This is a genomic window from Aurantimicrobium minutum (assembly GCF_002355535.1).
GTDB lineage: Bacteria > Actinomycetota > Actinomycetes > Actinomycetales > Microbacteriaceae > Aurantimicrobium > Aurantimicrobium minutum.
Genome location: NZ_AP017457.1, coordinates 1,014,608 through 1,039,516 on the forward strand (window position 1 = coordinate 1,014,608; position 24,909 = coordinate 1,039,516).

The following is a 24,909-nucleotide window of genomic DNA, read 5'->3' on the forward strand; positions in this document are numbered from 1 at the left end:
GGGTTTTTAAGCTAATAACCTTATTAATAGAGTACTGGGCGAAACTGAGAATTCGTCCGTCACGACGGGCCGCCAAGGAGCTCCATGAGTACCGAAACTAACCTCGCAGATCGCTACGGACGATCACGCGATGACCGCGGACCCATCCGCCGTAACCTTGGTGTCATCATTGTCTCGTCAGTGATCATTATTGGCCTGGTGAGCTGGGTCATCTTCACCGATGCACTCGGGTTTGGTCCGCAGACCTCCGCACGCGATCTGGGGTTTGAGGACCTCACCGAAACAAGCGTGACCGTGGAATTTGAACTCACGGCAACTCCTGGACACGAGGTGGCTTGCGCTGTGCAGGCCCTCAACACAAGCTTTGCCATTGTGGGTTGGAAGGTGTTTGTCTATCCACCTTCACAGCAGCGCATCCGCGATATTAAAGAGACCATCACCACGAGCCAACCAGCGACCACCGGTTTGGTTTACCAATGTTGGCTCACCTAGGCTAAACCCTATGGCTAGCGAAGAAATCAAAGAAACATGGCTCACTCAAGAGGCGTATGACCGCCTCAAGGGAGAACTCGACACCTTGTCCACGACAGGTCGTGAAGAGATTGCCAAGCGTATTGAAGCTGCCCGCGAAGAGGGTGACCTCAAAGAAAACGGTGGCTACCACGCTGCTAAAGATGAGCAGGGCAAGATCGAAGCTCGCATTCGCACCCTGACTGCTCTGCTCAAGGACGTCAAAGTCGGCGAAGCCCCCCAAAGCTCTGGTGTTGTCGAAACTGGAACCGTAATCACCGCCACAATTGCCGGTGATGAAGCAACATTCTTACTCGGCAACCGCGAAATTGCTGCCGGAACCGACTACACCGTCTACAGCGAAAGCAGCCCCATGGGTGCTGCCATCTTGGGCCTCAAGGTCGGCGAAAAGACCACCTTCACTGCCCCTAACGGGAAAGACATTGAGGTTAAGGTCATCAACGTCGAAACGTTCACCGGCTAACTCAAACCACAGAATAAAGCCTCCCTTTCGGGAGGTTTTATTCGTTAAGTGTTAGATGTCGTCGCTGATGCGGACTTTGAATCCCTCATCACGCAGGGCCTTGATGACCTGCTTGCGATGTTCCTTGCCACGAGTCTCGATGTGAAGTTCGAGTTCGACCTCACTGATCTGGAGGCCACGACCGTGACGGGTGTGCAGCACCTCAACAACGTTCGCGTTCTGCTCGGAAACAATCTCTGCCGTGCGGGCTAGCTGACCAGGACGGTCAGGAAGCATGACTCGAAGCTTGAGATAACGTTCTGAGGCAGCCAAGCCGTGACCAACAATGCGCTGCAACAGCAGTGGGTCAATATTTCCACCTGAGAGGATGGCGACAGTTTTGCCTGTCTTCTTAATCTTCTTCGCCATGATGGCGGCAACGCCGACAGCACCGGCAGGTTCAACAACGAGCTTGGCTCGCTCGAGCAACATGACAAGTGCACGGGCAGTGTCATCATCGGAGACGGTAACAACCTCGTCGACAGTGTCCTTGATGATCTCAAAGTTCAACGTTCCAGGGCGCGCAACGGCAATACCGTCACAGATGGTGGGATGCACGTCTACGGTGACGGGTTCTTTCGCCTCCAACGAGGGAGGGTAAGCCGCCGCGTTCTCGGCCTGAACACCAATGATTCTGATTGTGCGTCCGAGGGTGGCAGCTTTTTGCTTCACCGCAGAGGCAACACCAGAGATGAGTCCGCCGCCACCGATAGGCACGATGATGGTGTCCACATCAGGGACTTCTTCCAAGATTTCGAGGCCCAGGGTTCCCTGACCGATGATGACATCTTGGTGGTCGAAGGGGGCAATAAAAATACCGCCGGTTTCCGCCGCAAATTCTTTGGCGGCCTTGAGCGATTCGTTGAAGATATTTCCGGTCAGAACAACTTCAGCGCCGTATTCACGAGTTGCCTCGAGCTTAGGCAGAGCTACGCCCAGCGGCATGAAGATGGTTGCTTTGATGCCGAGTTCGCGAGCTGCGAGAGCAACACCTTGTGCATGGTTTCCAGCTGAAGCAGCAATCACACCCTTGGCACGCTCATCTGCAGATAGCTGAGAGAGACGGTTATATGCGCCGCGAAGCTTGTAGCTACCGGTACGTTGCAAGTTTTCACACTTAAGGAATACCTCTGAGCCGAGCACTTTGCTCAGGTAGCGGGAAGTTTCCATCGGAGTGGATTGCGCCACTTTGCCCACGGTTTCCCGGGCGGCCTCGAACTCGGACAGGCTAGGTCCAACTATAGGCTTCGAGGTCATATCCAAAGTTTAGAGGAGAGTTCTGAAGCTCTAAAACTTGCCGCCCATTTCGTGTAGTCGTTGAACCCGATCTTCGATAGGTGGGTGGGTTGCAAACATGCGGTCGACAATGCCGGGCTTCACCGGATCCGCAATCCACATGTGGGCCATGCTGGAGCTCTGTTTTTGCAGAGGGCGACCATAAGCGGCAAGTTTCTGGAGTGCACTAGCTAGTGCCTCTGGGTGCCTAGTTGCCAATGCCCCTGTGGCATCTGCCAAATACTCGCGCTGCCGGGAGATAGCCAATTGCACCATCGTGGCAACCAGTGGAGCAATAATCATGGCGGCCAAACCCAGCACCAACATGACGGGGTTACCACCACCGTTCGAATCACGCCGGGGGGCGAAGAATGACATGCGCAAAAGCATGTCGGAAAGGAAGCCCACTGCAACGACCAGACCAAACACAATCATGGATACGCGGATGTCATAGTTGCGAACGTGACCGAGTTCGTGCGCCATAACACCTTCGAGCTCAGCGTCATCCATCAAATCAAGAAGACCCGATGTTGCTGCAACGGCAGCATGCTGAGGGTCACGACCGGTAGCAAAAGCGTTGGGTGCCTGGTCGTTGATGATGTAAATCTTGGGCATGGGTGTACCTGTGGCAATGCACAGGTTTTCTACGATTCGATACAAACGCGGGTTGTCCGCTTTTTGAATCTCTATCGCCCCGGCAATAGAGAGTGCCTGAGACCCTGCCAGGTAATACTGGAACAGGGCATATCCAGAGGCAATCACGATGGTCATCACGGTAATGGTGACGTCGTTGTAGATGTAACCAGCAAGCCACCCCAAGCCGCCAATGATCAGCAAGAAGAACACCATGATGACAACGGTGTTGCGTTTGTTTTTCGCAATTGCGGAATACATCAGAGCCCTTGCTCAGAAAGTTTTAGAACTGGATGCGTGGAGGTTCTGCAATAGCTGCAGCGTCGGCAACATCGAAGAAGTCGCGCTTGTCGAACTTCAACTTGTTTGCCCACATGTTGTTCGGGAAGGACAAGATCTTGGTGTTGAATTCGCGCACGCCACCGTTGTAGAACCGGCGAGCAGCTTGAATCTTGTCTTCAGTGTCGACGAGTTCACTTTGGAGCTGGAGGAAGTTTTCACTGGCGTGGAGCTGGGGATATGCCTCTGCCACAGCAAAGATGCTCTTGAGCGCAGCCTGCATGTGGCCTTCGGCCTCAGCGGCAGCCGCCGGTGTTTCCGCAGTGAGCGTTTCCGCTCGAGCCTTCGTTACTGCCTCGAACACACCTCGTTCGTGGGATGCATATCCCTTGACGGTCTCGATGAGGTTGGGAATCAAGTCCGCTCGACGCTTGAGTTGAACGGTGATGTCACTCCACGCCTCTTCGACTCGAACATTGAGCGTGACAAGGCTGTTGTAAGTAGCCCAGAGGTAGATGCCGACGATGACAGCAAGCACTAAAACAATGCCGAGAATGGGGAGCAGTAAATCCATAGCTCCAATGGTACGACGAGAATGCTGGATGAATGCCGAGAGATTCATGCATGACGCAACTGGTTCATTCGGACACAAATCTCAATAAGCTAAACCCATGTCTTCCCCGCGCACACGCAGAATTCATCCTGCATGGCTTGTTGCTGGGGTTGGATTTTTAGCACTGGTTGGCGCCGCCGGTTTTAGATCCGCGCCAGGTGTGATGATGGTTCCTCTCGAGGAGGAATTTGGCTGGAGTAGCACCACAATCTCCATTGCCATCGGCGTGAATATTTTGCTCTTTGGCCTCACTGCCCCGTTCGCGGCAGCGTTAATGAGTCGTTTCGGACTACGCAAAGTCACCACCGGCGCATTGCTTCTTATTTCTGCTGGAAGCGCCCTGAGCATTTTTGCCACGAACCCGTTCATTTTGGTGTTGACGTGGGGAGTCTTGATTGGGCTCGGTAGCGGCTCGATGGCATTGGTCTTTGCTGCCACAATCACCAACACGTGGTTCCTTGCCCGCCGAGGACTTGTTGCCGGTGTTCTCTCTGCAGGAAGTGCAACAGGTCAACTGATTTTCCTTCCTGTGATGGCCAATTTGGTCACCACGACAGGATGGCGTTCAGCATCGCTGTTGATAGCGGCAGCCGCCTTAGCGGTAGTGCCGCTGATTTTGCTGTTCATGCGTAACTCCCCCGCTGATCTTGGTGTGCGTCGCTACGGCGAAAGTGAGGAACAAGCCAAGATAGCCGCGGCACTGCTTGCGGCAGAACCTCCTCGGGGGAACCCCGCGAAATATGCGCTAGTGGTTCTCAAGGAAGCGTCACGCTCTCGAACTTTCTGGGCTCTAGCTGTCGGTTTCGCCATCTGTGGTGCCACCACCAACGGTTTGATTGGTGTGCATTTCATTCCCTCAGCGCATGATCACGGCATGCCCGAAACTACTGCTGCGGGCTTGCTTGCCGCAGTGGGCATCTTCGACATTTTTGGCACCATTGCCTCTGGTTGGCTCACCGACCGCGTCAACCCTCGAATCTTGCTCGCGATTTATTACTTCGGTCGTGGCATATCTCTCATGCTCTTGCCCGTTCTTCTCTCGGCCACCATCCACCCAAGCCTGATTCTTTTCATCGTGATTTATGGCTTGGACTGGGTGGCCACAGTTCCCCCCACCATCGCTATATGTAATGAGATGTTTGGCAATAAGGGACCCATCGTCTTTGGTTGGGTCTTTGCCTCCCACCAGGTAGGGGCCTCCATTGCAGCTATCGCTGCCGGAACTGTGCGAGACCTCACCGGCGAATACACCCTGGCATGGTTTGGTGCCGCGGGCTTATGCGCCGTCGCAGCATGGGTGAGTTTCAGGATTCGAAAAGCCCCGACACCAGTCCAGTAAGAGGAATACACTATCTACAACCGTTAAGAGACGAACGGGGCCAGAGACAACGGAGTCACTGCAATGTACGCATTTCCCGAACTTACTGCTGCTGCCAGAGCACAACTGCAGGGCCTCATTGGCACGAGTACTCGTGGTGCCCAAGATCTCCTCGATCGTTTTGATCGCTGGGGCCACGACCTCATCGAAGCGTTTGCTCAGCTCTACCCGATCGAAACAGCACTGCCTCAAATGATCGAGGTGATGGCCGTAGCTCACCTTCACCGTGATGAAGAGCTCCAGCAACGCGACCGTGAGCGTGTTCTAGAACAGGACTGGTTTCAGTCTGAAAAAACTATTGGCTATGTTGCCTACGCTGACCTCTTCGCAAAAAACCTCAAAGGAATCAACAAACGCATTCCCTATCTCAAAGATTTGGGGATCACCTATCTCCACCTGCTACCCATTTTGAAGCCCCGGCCAGGCGCTAACGACGGGGGCTATGCCGTCATGGACTATCGCGCTCTTCGTGAAGACCTCGGCTCCATGAAGGAATTGCGCTCAACAGCAGACAAGCTGCATGACTCAGGAATCTCGCTCACGCTCGATCTCGTTCTCAACCACGTTGCGCAGGAACACGTGTGGGCTGAAAAAGCTCGAGCAGGTGATGCCACGTATCGCGAGTACTTCTATGTTTATCCCGACCGCACCATCCCTGATGAGTTTGAAAAAACTCTCCTGGAAGTTTTTCCTGACTTTGCTCCCGGGAACTTCACCTGGGATGACAAGCTCCAAGGCTGGGTGTGGACGACGTTTAACTCCTATCAATGGGATGTGAACTGGTCGAACCCTGCCGTGTTCTGCGAATACGCAGACATCATTGCCAACCTGGCCAATCACGGAGTTGACTGCATCCGCTTAGATGCAATTGCATTCATGTGGAAGCGGATGGGAACAATCTGTCAGGGTGAACCAGAGGTTCACGTAATCACCCAAGCACTGCGCGCCTTTGCTCGCATACTGTGTCCCTCGATGATTTTCAAAGCTGAAGCGATTGTGGGGCCTGCCCAGGTGGGCGCCTACTTTGGTGAGGGAAAGCACGCAGGAAAAGTCTCCGATCTGGCGTATCACAACAGTTTGATGGTGCAGATTTGGTCGGCGATTGCCGCCAAGGACACCTCCCTCATGGTGCACACCATGTCACGGTTTAGTGGACTACCGAACACGACCGCATGGGGTGTGTATCTGCGTTGCCACGACGATATTGGGTGGGCAATCGATGACACGGATGCCCACGAAGTGGGCCTCAACGGTCACGATCACCGCCTTTTCCTTGCTGAATATTTTGAAGGAAACTTCTTTGGATCTTTGGCAACTGGGCAACCCTTCATGCCAGACCCGGTCAGTGGGGAACGTCGCACCTCTGGCACCGGCGCCAGCCTGGCAGGCATTGAAAAAGCCATCAAGCTCAAAGACGAGATGCTCCTTAACCAAGCCATTGATCGATATCTTTGTGCCTACACAATGGTGTTTGGTTTTGCCGGTATCCCCCTGCTCTATATGGGTGATGAGATTGGCCTGCTGAACGACCACAGTTATCTCAAAGACGAAACCAAGAAGGAAGATAACCGCTGGATTCACCGCCCCAAGATGAACTGGCGCGTAGCGGATGCGGCCGCTGCCGGCGAACTCGATGACAAACCTGCAGGGCGAATTTACAACCGCATTAAGCACGTCATTGATGTTCGAAAGTCTCTTCCTTCGCTTCATGCCAGCGTTGCCACGACAGTACGAGCAGGTTCGGGTAAAGGAGTGGTCATTTTTGACCGCAAGCACCCTGCCGGAGATCTCATCGAGGTTTACAACCTCTCAGAATCTTCACGATGGCTCGGTTCACAAGAACTTGGTGGAATGACTGGGAAAGTGACAGACCACCTCACCGGGCACACCTTCGAGATAGGTAACGGTGTTCCGTTAGCACCCTATGAAGTGCGCTGGTTTAGCCAGGCGTAGTTGTTCACAGGCCTATCATGCTGGATTCCTCGACGCTATAATTCTGTACATGACAACTCTTTCCCTCGCTGAAGCACGAGCTAACCTCTCCAAGCTTGTAGAGGCAGCTGTCACCACTCAAGAAGTATTTGAGATTACTCGAAACGGAAATCGTGACGCAGTTCTCATGAGCGCTGACGAATATGACTCCCTCATCGAGACCATCGACATTCTGGGTGATGAAGAAACGATGAGTCAACTTCGCGTGGCCTTGGCCCAGCAAAAAGCAGGCTTGAGCGTTGCTATGGATAAAGAAACACTCCTTGCGAGCGTTGCTGCCAGAATGCCCGAATGAATCAGCCTTATACCGTCAAAATTCTTCCTGCCGCACGCACTGCAATTGAGGTTCAATTACCTCAAAAAGTTGCTTCCGCTGTCATCGAGTTCATCTACGGCCCGCTTGCCCAAAACCCCCACCGACTTGGTAAACAGCTGCGCGGAGACCTGGCAGGAATGATGGTTGCCAGGCGCGGAGAATACCGAGTGATTTATGAAATCTTCGATCATGAAATCATGATCGAGATTGTGCTGGTGTCACATCGACGCACAGCGTATATGCGTCGATAAACGCGTACGGTTGCGTCTTATCTCAACGTTTGCTGAGTGAGTTTTTTCTTCTCAGGAAAAGGGCTCCGCCGAATAAGGAAATTATTGCGACGACAGAGAGAACAGCACCTGCCTCAGAGGAGCTACCAGTTTTTGCAAGTTCCTGCGGAGTCGGGGTAGGTGTAGGAGTTGGTTCGACCAAGTTGATGACACTCACAGTGTCATTCAATAGCGACGTGGCATAGGCGCTACGACCATTCGGGGTTACTGCAATCCCGGTCATACCGGATGCAACGTTGATTGTGGAGATCACTGCCTTGGTCGCAGTGTCAATGACTTGAACCTGACCTGTATCAAAACAGGCAACGTAGAGCTTTGCTCCGTCAGGGGTGATTGCCATGCCCATAGGACCGCTTGCCACACTGATTGTGTCAGTTACTGCATTATTCGCAGTATTTACAACGCTGACAGTGTTAGGGCCCTTGTTCACCACATAAAGCTTCGAAGCGTCTGGACTAAAGGCCATGGAGCGGGACTCAGCACCGATTGAAATGGTGTTTGCGAGAGTGTTGTTTGATGTAGTAAACACCTGTAATGAACTCGCGGCGTAATTGGTGACATAAAGCTTGGCACCATCAGGCGAAACAGCAACCATCAGCGGGCTCGTCGCAGTTGAAACGGTATTCGTAACTGTGTTATCGCTGGCACGAATAACGGAATAGGTGTTGCTGATCACATTGGCAACATAAATTTTGCTGGAATCTGGTGAAACGGTAACACCAAGTGGAGCAGAGCCAACAGTTACGTTTGCAACCACGGTGAGGTCAGAGAGCCTAATTACGGCAACTGCGTCACCGGTGTTCTTGGAAACATAGGCATATGTTCCCAGCGGATTGATGGCAATGTCTGTAGGGCTGCCGCTGACTGTGATGGAAGTTTGCACAGTATTTGTTGCTGTGTCTATGACATCCACACGACTGGCATTAGAGATTGCCACGAGAGCTTTCGAGCCATCAGGTGTTATTGCAACTGACCAAGGCTCATCGCCGACGGCAATCGTGGCAACGACGTTATCAATAGTCGCGTGTGCTGGTGTTGTAACAAAGAAAACCAGGAAAAGAGCAAGCAACGAGGTGAGGCCAGCTCGGAATGTGGACTTAGTCAGCAACGTTGCTCCAGTGTTGGGTGAATAAAGCCAGGTTTCCGGCGATGTGTTCAGCCTATCTTCAGGCGTGGTTTTTGTGTTTGATTTTCACGGTACCCCCAGTGGGACTCGAACCCACACTGGATCGATTTTAAGTCGATTGCCTCTGCCGATTGGGCTATGGGGGCGTACCTCTCAAGGCTAGCAAAGCACAAGGGAGGCCGCGGACGGCCTCCCTTGTGTGAGAAGTTTTACTTCTTGACTGCGGGCTTCTTTGCAGGAGCCTTCTTTGCAGCTGGCTTTGCGGCAACCTTCTTAGTAGCAGGCTTTGCTGCTGCCTTAGCTGGAGCTGCAGGGCGTGAAGCAAACTCTTCGAAAGCGGCACGAGGTGTCTCACGAGCTTCGAGAGAGACGATGTCACGTCCGAGCCAGAAGTTGTTCCACCATCCCCAGATGACGCGGAACTTGCGCTCGAAGGATGGCATAGCCAGACCGTGGTATCCACGGTGTGCAAGCCACGCGATGTATCCCTTGAGGGCGATCTTGCCGGACTGGAATACACCAATGTTCAGACCAAGGCCTGCAACAGCACCCAGGTTCTTGTGGAAGTAGTCAGTGGGTCCTTCGCCACGTAGCACGGCAACAACGTTGCGAGCCATGAGCTTGCCCTGGCGAACAGCGTGCTGAGCGTTAGGTACACAGTAGCCACCTACGCCGCCACCGGAAAGGTCAGGACATGCGGTTGCGTCTCCAGCACCCCAGGCGCCTTCAATAACTCCGTTGTCGCCTTCAACGCGCAGGTCGGCGCGCACGCGCAGACGTCCACGCTCGTCGAGGGGGAAGTCGGTTGCACGCAGCATGGGGTTAGCCATGACACCTGCGGTCCAGATGATGAGGTCGGATTCGAAGCTTTCACCGGTGGAGAGCTGGATTACACCGTTCTCTGCTGACTGAAGCTGAGTGTCTAGGTGAACCTGAGCACCGCGGGTTGCGAGGTTGTTCAGAACCCACTTGCTGGTCTCGAGCGAAACTTCAGGCATGATGCGACCCATAGCCTCAATGAGGTGGAAGTGGGTGTCATCGAAGGTGAGCTCTGGGTAGTCCTTGATGAGGTCGGATGCGAGTGAGCGAAGCTCAGCGAAAACCTCTATACCTGCGAATCCACCACCAACAACGGTGACGGTGAGCAGGCGGTCTCGCTCAGGACCTTCAGGAAGCTGTGCTGCCTTGTCGAAGTTAGAGAGCAGGCGGTCGCGAATAGCAACAGCCTCTTCGATGGTCTTCAGACCAATAGCGTTATCAGCGATGCCGGGGATGGGGAAGGTACGAGAGACGGCACCAGCGGTGAAAATAACCTGGTCGTACTTCTCGTCGAACTGCTTACCTGCGTTAGGAACGATGGTGGCAGTTTTCTTGGCGTGGTTGATGCCTGCTACCTTGCCGGAAATGATGCGGGTCTTACGTAGGTGAGAGCGGTGACCAACAACTGCGTGGCGAGGCTCGATGGATCCGGCAGCAACTTCGGGAAGGAAGGGCTGATAAGTCATGTAGGGCAGTGGGTCAACAATGGTGACTTCTGCTTCTCCGTTACGGAGGAGTTTTTCGAGCTTCCACGCGGTATAGAAACCAGCGTAACCAGCACCGACAATCAGAATCTTGGGCACAGTAATACGTCTCCAGCTAGACATTGGGGGGTTGGGGCGTCTCGTCTGTTTCGTGACGGGAATGATCACGGGGAACAACAGGACGAAGTCTTCGAGTAACTCCGATGTACCCGATAACTACAATCGTACCGAATCCAGCGAAAAACAGTAACGGAACACCCACGGTGGTCAGCTGATAGAGCGTGGGAAGACCCGCAATATTGCCACTGTCGAAGGGCAAGGGAGCTGGGGTTGCTGTCGAGGTATCCCATGGGATGGGAGTAGAGGTGGAGCTTCCGCGCCGATACAACTTGATCCATTCGGTGAGATCACCCAGTGGGTTTGCTTTCACCGGTGCGACCTCTGCTGTCACGGCAGCGTAGGCGTTGATCTTTCCGTAGCCGTAAATAGGGCTAGGAACTTCTCCCACAGGTGTAGCAGTAGCGATAACGCGCTGAATCACGTTGTTGGCATCGAGTTCAGGATGTGATGCTCGCACTAATGCCACCAGTCCAGAGACGATGGGGGCTGCACCACTGGAGCCAGACCACTTCATGTATTGGCCGCCAGGAGCAACACCAACAAGTGCCTCACTGGGGGCAGAAACCGCGATGGTGATTCCTTGACTGGAGGCGTCGTAGCTGGCTTCTCCGTTGACATCCAAACCGGCAACGGTCAAGACGCCAGGGATTGTTGCGGGTGCTCCCACTTCGTTAGTTCCAGAGCCGCGGTTTCCCGCAGCAGCAACAATCACGACATCATGCTCGAAGGCATAGAGGAATGCCTCATCCCAGCTCTTTGGCCATTCCAGCGAGTTTCTGGTCAGGGACATGTTGATTACTTTGGCGCCCTGATCCACCGACCATTTGATGGCATTGGCTATCTGTTCATCTGAGGGGATAGCCGTGTCTACACCGAACGCCACTGAAGCTGAAAGAAGCTGCGCTGCCGGAGCAGTTCCTAAAATTCCGTTATTGCCTCCGGTGCCACGGCCTGCCAGGACAGAAGCCACCAAAGTTCCGTGATCAGGCGATGCGCCCACCGGGGTGCGACCATCAGGGGACCCAACGCCGGAAAAATCTGCTCCCCCGACCACAGCAGCATTGATATCGGGCGCATACCCAATACCTGAGTCAATGACCGACACCAGGACGCCCTCACCGCGGGTGATATCCCAGGCTTGATAGAAGTTGTAGTCCGAAAGCCAATACTCCATGTCACGGATGTAGTCAGCCCGGGCAGGCACAGCCTGCAACACCGTCATCATGGTGACGGCAAAAGTAGCAAGAAGAATTAGTCCTCGTCGTAGACGACGCACTGGCACACCTCAGGAGACCAACTCGAACGGGCTAGAGCAAGGTCCCCGATGGGGTTGACTCCCGGTCCTGCTGCCAGGGCATGTCCGGCCAGCGCGTGAAGACACTTCACGCGCACCGGCATTCCCCCAGCAGAAATCCCATCAATTTCTGGAACAACGCCAAAGCTTTCACGGTCCGCAATGAACTGTTCGTGCGCGGCAAGATACTGCTTTTGCATCTCAGGGTCCGCGTTCAACACCTCAGTGAATTCAGCCATCACCTGGGTTGCTTCCAGATCGCTCATGGCGACGGTGGCAGCCGGATGAGTGAGGTAGTAGAAGGTAGGAAACGGTGTTCCATCAGAAAGTCGGGGCGAGGTAGCCACCACGGTGGGCGAACCGCACACACAACGGGCAGGAATACCAACGACATCACGTGCCGGGCGGCCCAGTTGTGCCGAAACAATCCGGATGTCTTCATCACTGACGGGATCAAAGGGGGGACGCATGAAAAAACTTTCTTACTGAACTGGCTGAACTTGAGCAGGGGTGGGTGTTCCCAGCCCAGCGATGAGGAAAGACTTCAACAGGCCAGTAACCCAGTCTGTTTGGGTGTTTTGGAGTTCAGCAGTTGCTTTCTCCCGCTTGAGGTCTTCCACCTGAGTGTCGTTAATCACGAGGTAACTAATCTCACCGGGCATGACGTAGTAGAGACGGTCACGGGCCTGGGCACGAACATAGGCTGGGTCATCCCAGCGAGCACGCTGCTTTTCCAGTTCAGTGAGATCAGCCTGTTTCTGGGCAGCTTCTGCTTGCAAATCAGCAACAACTTGGCGTTGTTCGATCAAGATTTTCAGTTGCGGAGCCAAAATGCCCACGCCCAGTAAGGTCAAGGACATCACCAAGATGGTGAAACCAGAAACACGAATACTGCCAAGCCAGACGCCCGCTTTCGTGGTTCCGGTGACCAGAGCCACCGGAACCTTACGAACGCGGACGTTTTTCTTGGCCATTTCGGCGTGCTACTCCTAGGCGGAGAAACGGGGGAAAGCGCTGCGTCCTGCGTAGACGGCTGCTTCTCCCAGTTCTTCCTCGATGCGAAGAAGCTGGTTGTACTTCGCGACGCGGTCGCTACGTGCAGGTGCACCAGTCTTGATCTGACCACAGTCGGTTGCAACCGCGAGGTCAGCAATGGTGGTGTCCTCGGTCTCACCGGAACGGTGAGAGAGGATGGCCTTCATGCCGTGACGCTGTGCCAGCGATACAGCATCGAGGGTTTCGGTGAGGGTACCAATCTGGTTGACCTTCACGAGAATGGAGTTACCGGCCTTGAGGTCGATACCCTTCTGCAAACGGACAGGGTTGGTTACGTACAGGTCATCACCAACAAGCTGGAGCTTGTCGCCGAGTTCAGCAGTGATGTGGGTCCAACCGGTCCAGTCATCTTCATCCAGTGGGTCTTCAATGGAGACAAGTGGGAAGTCACGAACGAGCTCGGCGTAGTAGGCAGTCATCTCTTCAGAAGAACGCTTCTGGCCTTCGAAGTGGTACGCGCCGTCCTTGAAGAACTCTGAAGAAGCAACGTCCAGAGCAAGGGCAATGTCCTTGCCAGGCTTAAAGCCAGCCTGCTCGATGGCACCAACAATGAATTCGAGTGCACCACGGTTGTTAGGCAGGTCAGGAGCGAAACCACCCTCGTCACCGAGGCCAGTAGCCATACCGTTCTTCTTCAGCAGTGACTTGAGTGAGTGGTAAATCTCAACACCCCAGCGCAGTGCTTCAGAGAAGCTTTCTGCGCCGTATGGAACTGCCATGAATTCCTGAATGTCAACACCGGTGTCTGCGTGAGCCCCACCGTTGATGATGTTCATCAGGGGAACAGGAAGGGTGTGTGCGTTGGGTCCGCCAACATAACGGAAGAGAGGAAGATCTGCGGAGTCTGCAGCGGCCTTGGCCACAGCCAGAGAAACACCGAGGATGGCGTTAGCACCCAGACGCTTCTTGTTCTCTGTGCCATCGAGCTCGATCATGGCGGAGTCGATGAGGCGCTGGTCAGCGGCATCGAAACCTTCGAGTGCGGGACCAATTTCGTCGATGACAGCGTCGACGGCCTTCTGAACACCCTTACCGAGGTAACGGTTCTTGTCTTCGTCACGAAGCTCATATGCTTCGAAAGCTCCGGTGGATGCACCCGATGGAACTGCAGCGCGGGCAAGCACGCCATCTTCGAGCAGAACCTCAACTTCGACGGTGGGGTTACCGCGAGAGTCAAGAATTTCGCGTGCGCCAATGGCGTCAATCAGTGCCACAGTATCTCCTTGTGATGTTTGTTTTATAAGTAAAGAGGGAGGGAAACAGTCTTAATTCTAGGCGAGGTCCTTGAAGACCAGGTCCTTGGCACTCGTAGTCTCAGCAGAAACAAAGGCAAAGGAGCCAAATCCTGCCTCGCGGGCGCGATCAAGCACAGGTGTGAGATTTTTCGCACGCTTCTCAAGGCGAACACGCTTGCCAGCAGCAATAAGCTCGCTCTTAATCCCCATCAATGTTGAAAGACTCAGATCAGCGCTGTCCAGGACGGCATCGTGAACCAGCACCACACTGTCTTGTGCACCTGAAGCTTCAACTTCAATGAGATCAACAATGCGTTCAAAACCAATAGAGAAACCCGCCGCGGGAACGTCTTGACCAAGGAATCGGCCAATCATGCCGTCATAGCGTCCGCCGCCACCTACTGAAGATCCAGATTCAGGGTGAGCTATCTCAAAGATGGTGCCGGTGTAGTAACCCATGCCGCGAACCAGGGTGGGATCAAAGCGCACCTCAACACCGGAAGGCAATTGTGTAAGTGCCTGAGCCAAGGTTTCCAGATCTGCCACTGCATCGGAATCAATGCCGTCGGGAAGAACAGAAAGGATATCTTCGGTGGTCATTGGAACCCCGCCTGAAGCCAGGTGCGGTTCGATGCGCTCCAGCAGTCCGCCCAGGACTGCGGCGGCATCAGGGCCGGTTTCTGACAGTTCGCTGACGACACCCTCGGCACCAATTTTGTCGAGCTTGTCGATTGAGATCAATGCGGAACCAAAACGTTCTGGGGCAAAACCGCAGTAGTCAAGAATGCCTGACAAAATACGACGGTCGTTGATGCGAATGGTGCATCCTTGGAGTCCGAGGGTGGACAGCACTGCTGAGGTTGCCGTAATGAGTTCCACCTCGGCAAGCTGTGTTCCATCACCGATGATGTCGATGTCACACTGCACGAACTGGCGGTAGCGACCCTTCTGGGGTCGCTCAGCACGCCATACGGGTGCAATCTGAATCGCACGGAAAACGGTGGGAAGCTCTGCGCGGTGGCTGGCATAGAACCTGGCCAAAGGAACCGTGAGATCAAATCGCAGACCCAAATCGGCCAGGTCGTGTGCATCTCCAGATTGTGCTGCTGCCTCGAGCGCCCCGCGGTCGAGTCCGCGCTTGAGCACGCTGAAGGCGAGCTTTTCGTTATCTCCGCCCAGACCTGAGTGCAAACGTTCAAAATCTTCGACGACTGGAGTTTCGATTTCTTCAAAACCGTGGCTGGAGTACACATCCCGGATGATGCGCAAAGCGCGTTCGCGCTTGGCCTTATCTGCGGGAAGGAAATCCCGCATGCCGCGGGGAGGAGAAACGTCACGAGCCATGTATCTATTCTGCCTCTCGAATGTCTTCCTGCAGTTCACGCAGCCGCACACGCAGTGCTTTCTCAGCGTCAATGCCCTGCTCGCGGGCAGAGGAGACAATGCTCAGCAAAATACTGCCCACCTCGTCTTCGCTTTCCCAGATGGGCGGATCAGGCAGGTGCTGCTTCTCTAAACCGACCTTCTCAGCTTTGCCCAGAAGTTTCTCGGCGAGCGCGAGAGCAGGCATGGATTGTGGGATGCCGTCGAGCGTGGAGGTTCTTCCGGGCTTTTCTGCCTTCTTGAGTTCATCCCACACTTGAATGACTTCGTCAGCAGTTTCGAGTTTGTTGTCGCCGAACACGTGTGGATGCCGCCCAACCATCTTGGCGGTCATGTGGGCGGCAACGTCTTGAATATCGAATTCTTCACCCGGGGTGGTGGATGCCAGATCTGCGTGGAAGATGACTTGATAGAGCACATCCCCGAGCTCTTCGATCATCTCGTCACGATTGCCTGACTCTATGGCATCGATGAGTTCGTAGGTTTCCTCGATGAGGTATTTGATCAGTGACTCGTGTGTTTGCTCGGCATCCCAAGGGCAGCCTCCTGGTGCTCGCAGCACGGCCATGACTTCGATGAGTTCATCGAGTTTGGATTGGTCTTTCTTCTCTTCACTCATGAGTTGCTCTTGAGGTATTTCTCACGAATACCCCAGCGATATGCGGTCACATAGGCGATGGCAACGATGAGTGCGGGGGCAACAACGATGGGAATGTAGGCGAATTCTCCGCCCACAGTAAATGCCTGTAGGAAGGCGAAGAGGGCAAACCCAATTCCAGATATTCCAGGCTTATTCCAGCCCACAACGATGAAGAATACGAGGGCAACTGCTGGCAACAGGTGGGTAAATACTGCCCAGGTGTAAATCAAACTGGGGTTGGATGCTCCGCTAAGCATGGGTTCTTGTCGTGCTTGTGACTCATCCCACCATGCAGTGAAGTAGAGGGCTGCGACGGCTAACGCAAGGATGCGAGAAACCCATATCGCTGCGAGATAGCGCGGGCTTCTCACTTCACGAAGTGAGGAGAAGATGGGGTTGGTCATCAGTTTCCCTCCAGATGTACAACCCCATCTTCTCACCGAGACTGAGAGACACAGACCCGGTTCACTCGTCCGACAATAAATTGTCGGTTTTGGCTCAGGACTCTACGTGGTGAGACGTCCTCGTAGCTGAGCCAATTCTTCGGTTAGTGCTTCAGGAACACGGTTACCAAATTGTTCGAAGTATTCCTCGGTGAGGTCACACTCCGCAGTCCACATATTGCGATCAACATGGAACAACTTTTCCAGGGCGTCCTCTGAGACATCCACGCCATCGAGGTTGAGTGTTCCTGCTGCGGGAACACGACCCATGGGGGCGTCTTCGGTTGCCACGTCGCCGTCTACGCGGCGTGCAATCCACTCCAGGACACGAGAGTTCTCGCCGAACCCTGGCCAGAGGAATGAGCCGTCAGCGTCTTTACGGAACCAGTTGACCTGGAAGATTGCGGGAGCCTTGTCGCCGAGCTGCTTGCCAATCTCGAGCCAGTGACCCCAGTAGTCAGCCATGTTGTAGCCACAGAAGGGAAGCATGGCGAAAGGATCGCGGCGAAGATCACCGACAACACCTTCTGCTGCCGCGGTCTGCTCACTCGACATCGTTGCCCCGATGAACACACCGTGCTGCCAGTCGAAGGCTTCAGCGACCAGTGGGATGTTTGTTGCACGGCGGCCACCAAAGATAATGGCGTCCAGGGGTACACCAGCAGTTTCGTACCACTCGTCCGAGAGGGTGGGGCACTGCTGAATGGGAACAGTAAAACGTGAGTTGGGGTGTGCGGCGGGACGTCCTGCATCAGGAGTCCAGTCGTTGCCACGCCAATCAATGAGGTGCTCAGGAACGGACTCCGTCATACCCTCCCACCAGACGTCGCCGTCATCGGTGAGTGCCACGTTGGTGAAGATGGTGTTGCCGCTGACGGTATCCATCGCCACAGGGTTGGTCTTTTCACCAGTTCCTGGTGCGACACCGAAGAAACCTGCTTCAGGGTTGATGGCGTAGAGACGACCGTCTGAGCCTTGGCGCAACCACGCAATGTCATCACCGATGGTTTCTGCTTTCCATCCGGGGATGGTGGGGCGCAGCATGGCCAGGTTGGTCTTGCCACACGCCGAAGGGAACGCAGCAGCCATGTGGTAGGCCTTACCCTCAGGCGAGGTGAGCTTGAGAATGAGCATGTGCTCGGCGAGCCAGCCCTCTTGCAAACCCATGTATGAACCAATGCGCAGCGAGAAGCACTTCTTAGAGAGAAGAGCGTTTCCACCGTAACCAGAGCCGAAGGACCAGATCTCGCGAGTTTCTGGGAAGTGGCAGATGTACTTGATGGGGTTTGAAGGCCAGGCAATGTCCTCGATGCGACGACCGGTGGCATCAACCAGTGGCATACCAACCGAGTGGACAGCAGGAACCCAGGGGGTCTTCTCGTCGATTTGCGCCAAAGCATCAAAGCCCATGCGAGTCATGATGCGCAGGTTGAGCACAGCGTAGGGAGAGTCCGTAAGTTGGATGCCGACCTGCGAGATCGGTCCACCGTAGGGGCCCATGGAGAAGGGAACGACGTACATGGTGCGTCCGCGCATAGACCCATCGAAGAGTCCACGCAGTTCTTCATTCATGAGATCTGGGTCACGCCAGTTATTGGTGGGACCTGCATCTTCTTTCTTGACGGAACAAATGAAGGTGCGGTCTTCAACGCGTGCGACATCATCGGGGTCAGAGCGAACCAGGAACGAGTTGGGGCGCTTTTCTGCATTGAGGGGAATCATGGATCCCGCTTCAACGAGGAGCTTGGTCAGGCGGTGCCATTCGGCATCCGAGCCGTCGCACCATTCAATACGTTCAGGCTTGGTCAGCTTGGCAATGTCTGCAACCCAGTGCAGCAGGGCACGCTGAGTGACAAAGGGAGGTGCGTTGAGTTCAGTAGCGATGGGCACCTCAGGCTGTGCGATGGGCTCGGTTCGAGTGAGGTCTGCAATCGACATCTGAGTCTCCTTTGTCTCATCCAAGTCTCGAGGGAAGAAAAAACTTGGTGATATTTCAAGTATTGAGGAGAGATATGAGAAAGATTCACAAATTTCACTAGAAAAAAGTGGGCTTTTTCTCGTATTGTAAAGAAATGGCCGCAGACATGATGATTTTAGGCAAACGCATCAAACATTTCCGCATCAGCTCGGGAATGACCCTCGAACAACTGGGAGACAGTGTGGGGGTTGTGCCCAGCCAACTCTCCCTGATTGAGAACGGTAAGCGAGAGCCCAAGCTCTCGCTCCTCAATGCCATTGCCACAACCTTGGGTGTGAGCGTGCAAGAACTGCTGAGCACCGAGGCTCCAGATCGCCGCTCAGAACTCGAGATTGAACTCGAACGATTGCAGCAATCTGAGCTGTACACCTCCTTGCAACTGCCTGCCGTGCGCAGCACCAAGGGCCTCAGCGATGAAGCGCTCGAGGCTATTGTTGGCCTGCACAAAGAAATGGAGCGGCGCGAACGCCTCTCTATTGCCACGCCTGAGGAAGCACGTCGTGCTAACACCGAACTGCAAGCGGTGATGCGCGAGAAGAACAACTACCTGCCTGAGCTCGATGAGCTGGCAGAAGATCTCGTCAAGCGTGCTGGCCACGAAAGCGGTGCTCTCATGCACCGCACGGTGGCAGAGATGGCCAACCTTGTCGGGTTTGAACTCATCTTCGTCGATGACCTGCCCAGTTCAGCTCGTTCCATCACTGACCTCGCCAATGGTCGTATTTATTTGCCGCCTGCCTCTATTCCTGGCGGTCACGGATTGCGGGCCATGGCGCTGCAGGCCATCGCACACAGATTGCTCAACCACCAGAAGCCCTCAAACTACGCCGAATTCTTGCAGCAGCGCCTAGAAATCAACTACTTTGCAGCCGCGGCCTTAATGCCTCGCTCACGCTCTGTGGCGTTTTTACAAAACGCCAAAAAGGACCGCAACATTGCCATCGAAGACTTCCGCGATGCCTTTGGTGTTACCCACGAGGCAGCCGCGTTGCGCTTTACCAACCTGGCGACAGAACATCTTGGTTTACGCACACACTTCCTCAGAGTCAACCAGGGTGAAGGTATTTTCCGTGGTTACGAAAACGACGGCCTGCGGATTCCCGCCGACGTGAACGGATCCATCGAGGGCCAGGTTGTGTGCAGGAAGTGGCCGGCACGGATGGCATTCCAGCGCACCAACCGCACGAACGAGTTTTATCAATACACCGATACTCCTGGCGGAACTTTCTGGGACTCCACCCAAACAGGTACTGGAGAAAAGGAAGAATTCTCCATCAGCGTCGGCGTTCCATTCGACGACGCAAAGTGGTTCCGAGGTCGCGACACCGAACGCCGTGAAGTATCGACCTGCCCCAATGAGAACTGCTGCCGTGTTCCTAGTGACGAACTCGCCCAGCGCTGGTCCGGGAAAGCATGGCCCAGTGCGCGCATGCATGCTCATGTGCTCTCTCCCCTACCTTCGGGAACCTTCCCCGGTGTGGAGGAGACAGAACTGTTTGCGTTCTTGGAAAAGCACGCCAACGCAGGAGGCTAACGCCTCATTCACAGCCCGATAGTCTGAAATCATGGCCCGGGTAAGTATGAAGACAATCTTCAGATCAGAACGCTATGCCGCCATCTCTCTCGCTGGCGCTGCTGCACTGGGCTTATTTCTAGCCAATTCTGTGGCAGGCCCCGGGCTCATTGAACTCAGTCACTCTTACGTTGGCTTCCCTGCCATTGGGCTTGAGCTGAGTATCGCTCACTGGATTACTGATGCTTTGTTGGCAGTGTTCTTTTTCATCATTGCTGTTGAACTTCGTCATGAATTGACCGTGGGCGAACTGAGCTCATTCAAAAAAGCTCTCGCTCCAGGAATTGCGGCTCTCGGCGGTGTGATTGTTCCAGCGCTCGTTTATTTATCCATCGCTGGAGCAGATTATGCCCGAGGCTGGCCTATCCCCACCGCGACAGATATTGCTTTTGCCCTAGGGCTCATTGCACTTGTGGGTCGAGGTCTCCCCGGTCGATTGCGAGTCTTTCTACTTGCCTTAGCCGTCATCGATGATCTCATCGCGATCTTGATCATTGCCGTGTTCTTTACGGCCAGCATTGACTTCATTGCGTTAGGCATGGCTGTCATTGCCGTGTACTTGTTCCGGTTCATTAGTTGCCAAGGGCGAATGAATTCACAGCTTCAAGCAACTTTGTTGGTCGTTGTTGCGTTGTTTGCGTGGTATTTCACCTACCTTTCCGGCGTGCATGCCACCATCGCTGGAGTTGCCCTAGGTCTGGTTCTTCAACCTCGCTTGGCTGGTCAAGCTGCTCACGCCTTGCAGCCAACAACAAACGCAGTGATCCTGCCCCTCTTCGCCTTCGTCTCCGCGTTGGTTGTTATTCCTGATCTTGCACCCAGTGAGCTCAGTCCTGCCTTTTGGGGCATCGCTGTTGGTTTGCCATTGGGGAAGATTATTGGAATTACTCTCGCCGGCAGCATCGTGGCCGCAATCATTCACCGCGGTGAAGCAACCGAAACCATCGTCAAAGGGTGGGACTTATTCACGATCTCTGCCGTGGCCGGTATTGGTTTCACCGTCTCGCTGCTGATGAATGAGTTGGCTTTTGAAGGAAACTCGCTTATTCGAGACGAGGGTGTGCTGGGTGTGCTCATCGGCTCAGCCATCGCCATCGTGATCGGTGGAAGCTTGGTTATCTGGCGCTCTCGTCACTACCGGAAGAAGAACTAGCATCTGACTTCGCTGGAACGGGGAAGATAGCTTCGAGCAGATTCCCTGTCCAGGCAATCAAATCAACATCCTCAGGTAGAGGAACAGTCATCACCCGAGCAGCGGGAACATATTTTGCTCCTGGATACATCCTCGCCAATCTCACCTGCAGCGAGTCCGGAAGATCAACCGGGGTAATGCGCAGGTTGGAACCCATCACGACAACCTCACTCAAGCTGGACTGGTGAGCTCGGCGACGAAGCCTGGAAATAGCTATCAGGTTGTGAACTTGAGCTGGTGGTTCACCGTAGCGATCGGAGAGTTCTTCGAAGACCTGATCAATCTGTTCTTCACGTGAGAGGGGACCACTGGCAACCGACAGCTTTTGATACGCCTCAAGACGCAAACGCTCTGAATTGACATAATCATCAGGAATGCGGGCATCAACCGGCAGTTCCAGGCGAAGCTCAGTCTGGCCTTCTGCGACGTCGCCGCGGAAGGCAGAGACCGCTTCGCCAATCATGCGCAGGTAGAGGTCAAAGCCCACCCCGGCAATATGACCTGACTGTTCTCCGCCGAGAAGGTTACCGGCACCGCGAATTTCGAGGTCTTTGAGCGCAATCTGAATACCAGAGCCCAGTTCGTTATTGGCTGCGAGCGCGTTTAACCGGTCGTGGGCTGTTTCACTCAGGGGCGTTGTTTCGTCATAGAACAGATAGGCATAGGCACGTTCTCGGCCACGGCCAACACGACCACGCAACTGATGCAATTGGCTCAGGCCATATTTATCTGCTCGATCAACAATGAGCGTGTTGGCATTGGCGATATCTAGACCGGTCTCAATGATGGTGGTGGAGACCAAGACATCGAATTTGCGTTCCCAGAAGTCGATAATGACTTGTTCGAGTTGGTGTTCGGAGAGTTGACCGTGTGCAACACCCACGCGCGCTTCAGGAACAAGTTCTGCGATCTGCGCGGCAACCCGGTTGATGCTCGAGACACGGTTGTGCACAAAGAAGACTTGGCCTTCGCGCAAGATTTCTCGGCGGATTGCAGCCGCTGCTTGCTTCTCGGAGTAAGGGCCCACGAAGGTGAGAATAGGGTGACGATCCTCAGGTGGCGTGGCTAACGTCGACATTTCACGAATACCGGTCACAGCCATTTCTAGTGTGCGTGGGATGGGGGTCGCACTCATGGCAAGAATGTCAACGTTGGTCTTGAGTTTCTTCAGTGCATCCTTGTGCTCCACACCAAAGCGTTGCTCTTCGTCAATGATGACGAGGCCAAGGTCTTTGAAGGTGACGCCCTGCGCTAAGAGGCGGTGGGTTCCGATGACCACGTCCACGGTGCCATCGGCCATGCCAGCCAAGGTTTCCTTGGCTTCTTTATCTGTTTGGAAACGACTGAGTGCACGTAAGTGAACCGGGAATCCGGCAAAGCGTTCTTGGAAGGTCTCGAAGTGTTGCTTCACCAGCAGCGTGGTGGGCACCAAGATGGCAACTTGCTTGCCATCTTGGACAGCCTTGAACGCTGCGCGAACCGCGATTTCTGTTTTTCCGAATCCCACATCACCTGAGATAAGACGGTCCATGGGGATGGGCCGCTCCATATCTGCTTTGACTTCGTCGATGGTCGTGAGCTGATCAACGGTCTCGACATAGGGAAAGGCTTCTTCGAGTTCGCGCTGCCAAGGCGTATCGGGGCTGAAGGCAAAACCTTTGCTGGCCATGCGAGCGCTGTAGAGCTTGACGAGTTCGACCGCGATGTCGCGGACAGCTTTGCGTGCTTTGTTCTTGGCTTGACCCCAGTCGCTGCCACCCATCTTGGATAGCGCGGGAGACTCTCCGCCAACATAGCGAGTGAGTTGATCAAGCTGATCAGTAGGGACATACAGTTTGTCGCCGGGATAGCCACGTTTGCTGGGTGCGTACTCAATAACTAAGTACTCACGCATGGTCTTCACGGCGTTGCGTCCACCGGAGGAAACTTCACGCTGAACAAGCTCAAGGAACTTACCAATACCGTGAGTTTCGTGAACGACAATGTCGCCAGCTTCGAGTTTGAGCGGGTCAACCACGTTCTTGCGTCTGCTGGCGAGTTTGCGTGGTGCTCGGGCGTCATAGCTGGCAGCGCGGCCATAAAACTCAGATTCCGAAATAACGGCAAGCTTGGCTTCCTCGAGCTCAAACCCTGCCTCCACAGATGCTTGAACCAGGTATGCCACCGCAGGTTCGAGCTCGCCAGGAAGCTGCTCAACCATGCGGGCAGCAAGATTCCGTTCAGCCAGAACTTGCCCAGCACGCTCAACTAGGCCGTGACCTTCGGCCGCCACAATGACGGTCCAGTTGTTCTTGAGTAATGACTCCACGTGCTCAGCAGCACCATCAATGTTCCCAGCAAAGCTGGGGACAGCTTTAGCGTTAATTCGTACGGTCAGAATCTCATCAAGGTCGAGCTCTTCAGGCAGCGGTTCTGACGCATCAGGACCGTGTTGGAAGGCACTAAATGTCCACCATGGACCACCCGTGTAGTGTTCACGCAGTTGCGTGATGGTGAGGAAATCGCCGGCCGAAAGATCAATAGGAGCTTGTGCGCCAGCACTTGCTGCATTCCATGCCGCATCGAGGAATTCACGGTTTGTCTCGGTGAGGTTGATGGCACGAGTCGCGATGCGTTCTGGTGAGAGCAACGCGATAGCGGAACCCTTGGGCAGATAGTTGGTCATTGGAACAAGGTTGTCCACCAGTGCTGGAGTGAGAGACTCCATTCCCTCCACCGCGATACCCTCGGCAATCTTGGAGAGCATGTGGGAAATACCGGGGAACTCGTGTTCCATCTCCCGGGCACGTTGACGCACGGGTTCTGTCAGGAGAAGTTCACGGCTAGGCGGAAGCGCGACGGTATCCAGATCACCGTCGAGGGATCTTTGGTCAGCGACCGAGAAGGCCCGAATGCTGTCAATCTCATCACCGAAGAAGTCCACACGAATGGGGTGGTCGGCCACCGGCGGAAAAACATCCAAGATGCCGCCGCGCACAGCAAACTCACCTCGCCGGGTGACCATATCGACACGGACATAAGCCAAGTCCACTAAGCGTGAGGCAATCTCGAGCAGATCATTTCCGCGAGAGCCCACCTTGACGATGATGGGGTCCACCTCGGCAAGATTGTCGGCAATCGGTTGCAGCACACCTCTCACGGAGGTAATCATGACCAACGGTGTCTTGCCATCCCAATCCCGCAATTGGCGAATGGCATCAAAACGTCGCCCCACAATTTCTGGGCTGGGACTCAAGCGCTCATGAGGCAGGGTTTCCCAGGCAGGGAATTCAGCCACCGTCGCGTGAGGAAGCAAACTTCCTAAAGCGGCAGAAAGCCGTTCAGATTCACGTTGAGTTGCGGTGACAGCCAAGACCACAGGCGGCTCACCTTGCTCAATGCGGGTCTCAATCAAAGAGGTCAGCAGAGGAGCATTGAGACCTTCTACGAGAGAAAAATCCGCATCTTTGTTGGCGTATTCCAGAGCCTCAGAGATATTTCGGGTACGCGAAAGGGCGCGCGAAAGCCCGTGAAATACCATGCAAGCTAGTTTACGCA

At 54.5% G+C, this 24,909-nt stretch carries 22 protein-coding genes and 1 tRNA gene; 8 read left to right on the forward strand and 15 right to left on the reverse strand.

Features of this window, described 5'->3' with window-relative positions; translation table 11 throughout:
• The first annotated feature begins 84 nt into the window (after positions 1–84).
• Together AUMI_RS04975 and greA are read left to right on the forward strand one after the other, a co-directional pair.
• Positions 85–492 carry a DUF4307 domain-containing protein gene (locus AUMI_RS04975; protein WP_096381998.1) on the forward strand — a complete coding sequence of 136 codons (408 nt, stop codon included), beginning with the start codon at positions 85–87 and terminating at the stop codon, positions 490–492.
• A 10-nt stretch (positions 493–502) separates the two neighbouring features.
• Positions 503–994 carry a transcription elongation factor GreA gene (gene greA, locus AUMI_RS04980; RefSeq protein WP_096382000.1) on the forward strand — a complete coding sequence of 164 codons (492 nt, stop codon included), beginning with the start codon at positions 503–505 and terminating at the stop codon, positions 992–994.
• Positions 995–1,045: 51 nt separating this feature from the next.
• Here greA and ilvA read toward each other — a convergent pair whose 3' ends face one another.
• The 3 genes from ilvA to AUMI_RS04995 are packed head-to-tail and all read right to left on the reverse strand — an operon-like array spanning position 1,046 to position 3,794.
• Positions 1,046–2,290, reverse strand: coding sequence for a threonine ammonia-lyase (gene ilvA, locus AUMI_RS04985; protein ID WP_096382002.1), 1,245 nt, complete (start codon positions 2,288–2,290; stop codon positions 1,046–1,048).
• 30 nt (positions 2,291–2,320) lie between these two features.
• Entirely contained in the window at positions 2,321–3,202 is an 882-nt protein-coding gene (locus AUMI_RS04990) for a M48 family metalloprotease (protein ID WP_096382004.1), read from the reverse strand.
• Positions 3,203–3,224: 22 nt separating this feature from the next.
• Positions 3,225–3,794 (reverse strand): LemA family protein, encoded by a 570-nt coding sequence (locus AUMI_RS04995; protein ID WP_096383484.1) that lies wholly within the window; start codon positions 3,792–3,794, stop codon positions 3,225–3,227.
• Positions 3,795–3,891: 97 nt separating this feature from the next.
• On the opposite strand from AUMI_RS04995, the gene AUMI_RS05000 reads away from it, so the two are divergent.
• The 4 genes from AUMI_RS05000 (at position 3,892) to AUMI_RS05015 (ending at position 7,770) form a co-directional block, all read left to right on the forward strand.
• Positions 3,892–5,172 (forward strand): MFS transporter, encoded by a 1,281-nt coding sequence (locus tag AUMI_RS05000; protein WP_096382007.1) that lies wholly within the window; start codon positions 3,892–3,894, stop codon positions 5,170–5,172.
• Between the two features lie 63 nt (positions 5,173–5,235).
• The gene (locus AUMI_RS05005) at positions 5,236–7,164 is read left to right on the forward strand and encodes an alpha-amylase family protein (protein ID WP_096382009.1); all 1,929 of its coding nucleotides are present in this window, start codon (positions 5,236–5,238) and stop codon (positions 7,162–7,164) included.
• Positions 7,165–7,213: 49 nt separating this feature from the next.
• Positions 7,214–7,498, forward strand: coding sequence for a type II toxin-antitoxin system Phd/YefM family antitoxin (locus AUMI_RS05010; RefSeq protein ID WP_096382011.1), 285 nt, complete (start codon positions 7,214–7,216; stop codon positions 7,496–7,498).
• Complete coding sequence (locus AUMI_RS05015; protein WP_096382013.1) at positions 7,495–7,770, forward strand: type II toxin-antitoxin system RelE family toxin; 276 nt, start codon at positions 7,495–7,497, stop codon at positions 7,768–7,770. Before AUMI_RS05010 ends, AUMI_RS05015 begins: the two co-directional genes overlap by 4 nt.
• Before the next feature lie 22 nt (positions 7,771–7,792).
• Here AUMI_RS05015 and AUMI_RS05020 read toward each other — a convergent pair whose 3' ends face one another.
• From AUMI_RS05020 to AUMI_RS05070, 11 genes are all read right to left on the reverse strand, one after another.
• Entirely contained in the window at positions 7,793–8,917 is a 1,125-nt protein-coding gene (locus AUMI_RS05020) for a YncE family protein (protein WP_096382016.1), read from the reverse strand.
• Between the two features lie 90 nt (positions 8,918–9,007).
• Positions 9,008–9,081, reverse strand: a tRNA-Leu gene (locus AUMI_RS05025).
• Positions 9,082–9,144: 63 nt separating this feature from the next.
• A complete protein-coding gene (locus AUMI_RS05030) occupies positions 9,145–10,557 on the reverse strand; it encodes an NAD(P)/FAD-dependent oxidoreductase (RefSeq protein ID WP_096382018.1) in 1,413 nt (470 codons plus the stop codon).
• A gap of 16 nt (positions 10,558–10,573) precedes the next feature.
• Entirely contained in the window at positions 10,574–11,854 is a 1,281-nt protein-coding gene (locus AUMI_RS05035) for a S8 family serine peptidase (RefSeq protein WP_342411382.1), read from the reverse strand.
• The gene (locus AUMI_RS05040) at positions 11,830–12,342 is read right to left on the reverse strand and encodes a DUF501 domain-containing protein (RefSeq protein ID WP_096382024.1); all 513 of its coding nucleotides are present in this window, start codon (positions 12,340–12,342) and stop codon (positions 11,830–11,832) included. Before AUMI_RS05040 ends, AUMI_RS05035 begins: the two co-directional genes overlap by 25 nt.
• A 12-nt stretch (positions 12,343–12,354) precedes the next feature.
• Entirely contained in the window at positions 12,355–12,846 is a 492-nt protein-coding gene (locus AUMI_RS05045; RefSeq protein WP_096382026.1) for an FtsB family cell division protein, read from the reverse strand.
• 15 nt (positions 12,847–12,861) lie between these two features.
• Positions 12,862–14,142, reverse strand: coding sequence for a phosphopyruvate hydratase (gene eno, locus AUMI_RS05050; RefSeq protein WP_096382029.1), 1,281 nt, complete (start codon positions 14,140–14,142; stop codon positions 12,862–12,864).
• 57 nt (positions 14,143–14,199) lie between these two features.
• A complete protein-coding gene (gene hisS / locus AUMI_RS05055) occupies positions 14,200–15,507 on the reverse strand; it encodes a histidine--tRNA ligase (protein ID WP_096382032.1) in 1,308 nt (435 codons plus the stop codon).
• A 4-nt stretch (positions 15,508–15,511) separates the two neighbouring features.
• Positions 15,512–16,165, reverse strand: a complete 654-nt coding sequence (locus tag AUMI_RS05060) for a nucleoside triphosphate pyrophosphohydrolase (protein WP_096382034.1) — start codon at positions 16,163–16,165, stop codon at positions 15,512–15,514.
• Positions 16,162–16,590, reverse strand: a complete 429-nt coding sequence (locus AUMI_RS05065; protein WP_096382036.1) for a DUF7670 domain-containing protein — start codon at positions 16,588–16,590, stop codon at positions 16,162–16,164. The genes AUMI_RS05060 and AUMI_RS05065 overlap by 4 nt, the downstream gene beginning before the upstream one ends.
• A gap of 102 nt (positions 16,591–16,692) precedes the next feature.
• Positions 16,693–18,567 carry a phosphoenolpyruvate carboxykinase (GTP) gene (locus AUMI_RS05070; protein ID WP_096382038.1) on the reverse strand — a complete coding sequence of 625 codons (1,875 nt, stop codon included), beginning with the start codon at positions 18,565–18,567 and terminating at the stop codon, positions 16,693–16,695.
• Positions 18,568–18,701: 134 nt separating this feature from the next.
• On the opposite strand from AUMI_RS05070, the gene AUMI_RS05075 reads away from it, so the two are divergent.
• On the forward strand, positions 18,702–20,141 hold the full coding sequence (locus AUMI_RS05075; RefSeq protein WP_096382040.1) for a helix-turn-helix domain-containing protein: 1,440 nt from the start codon (positions 18,702–18,704) through the stop codon (positions 20,139–20,141).
• A 31-nt stretch (positions 20,142–20,172) separates the two neighbouring features.
• Positions 20,173–21,333, forward strand: coding sequence for a Na+/H+ antiporter NhaA (locus AUMI_RS05080; protein WP_231951709.1), 1,161 nt, complete (start codon positions 20,173–20,175; stop codon positions 21,331–21,333).
• Here AUMI_RS05080 and mfd read toward each other — a convergent pair.
• Positions 21,296–24,892 (reverse strand): transcription-repair coupling factor, encoded by a 3,597-nt coding sequence (gene mfd, locus AUMI_RS05085; RefSeq protein WP_096382045.1) that lies wholly within the window; start codon positions 24,890–24,892, stop codon positions 21,296–21,298. The two genes, AUMI_RS05080 and mfd, sit on opposite strands and share 38 nt — an antisense overlap.
• Positions 24,893–24,909: the final 17 nt, after the last annotated feature.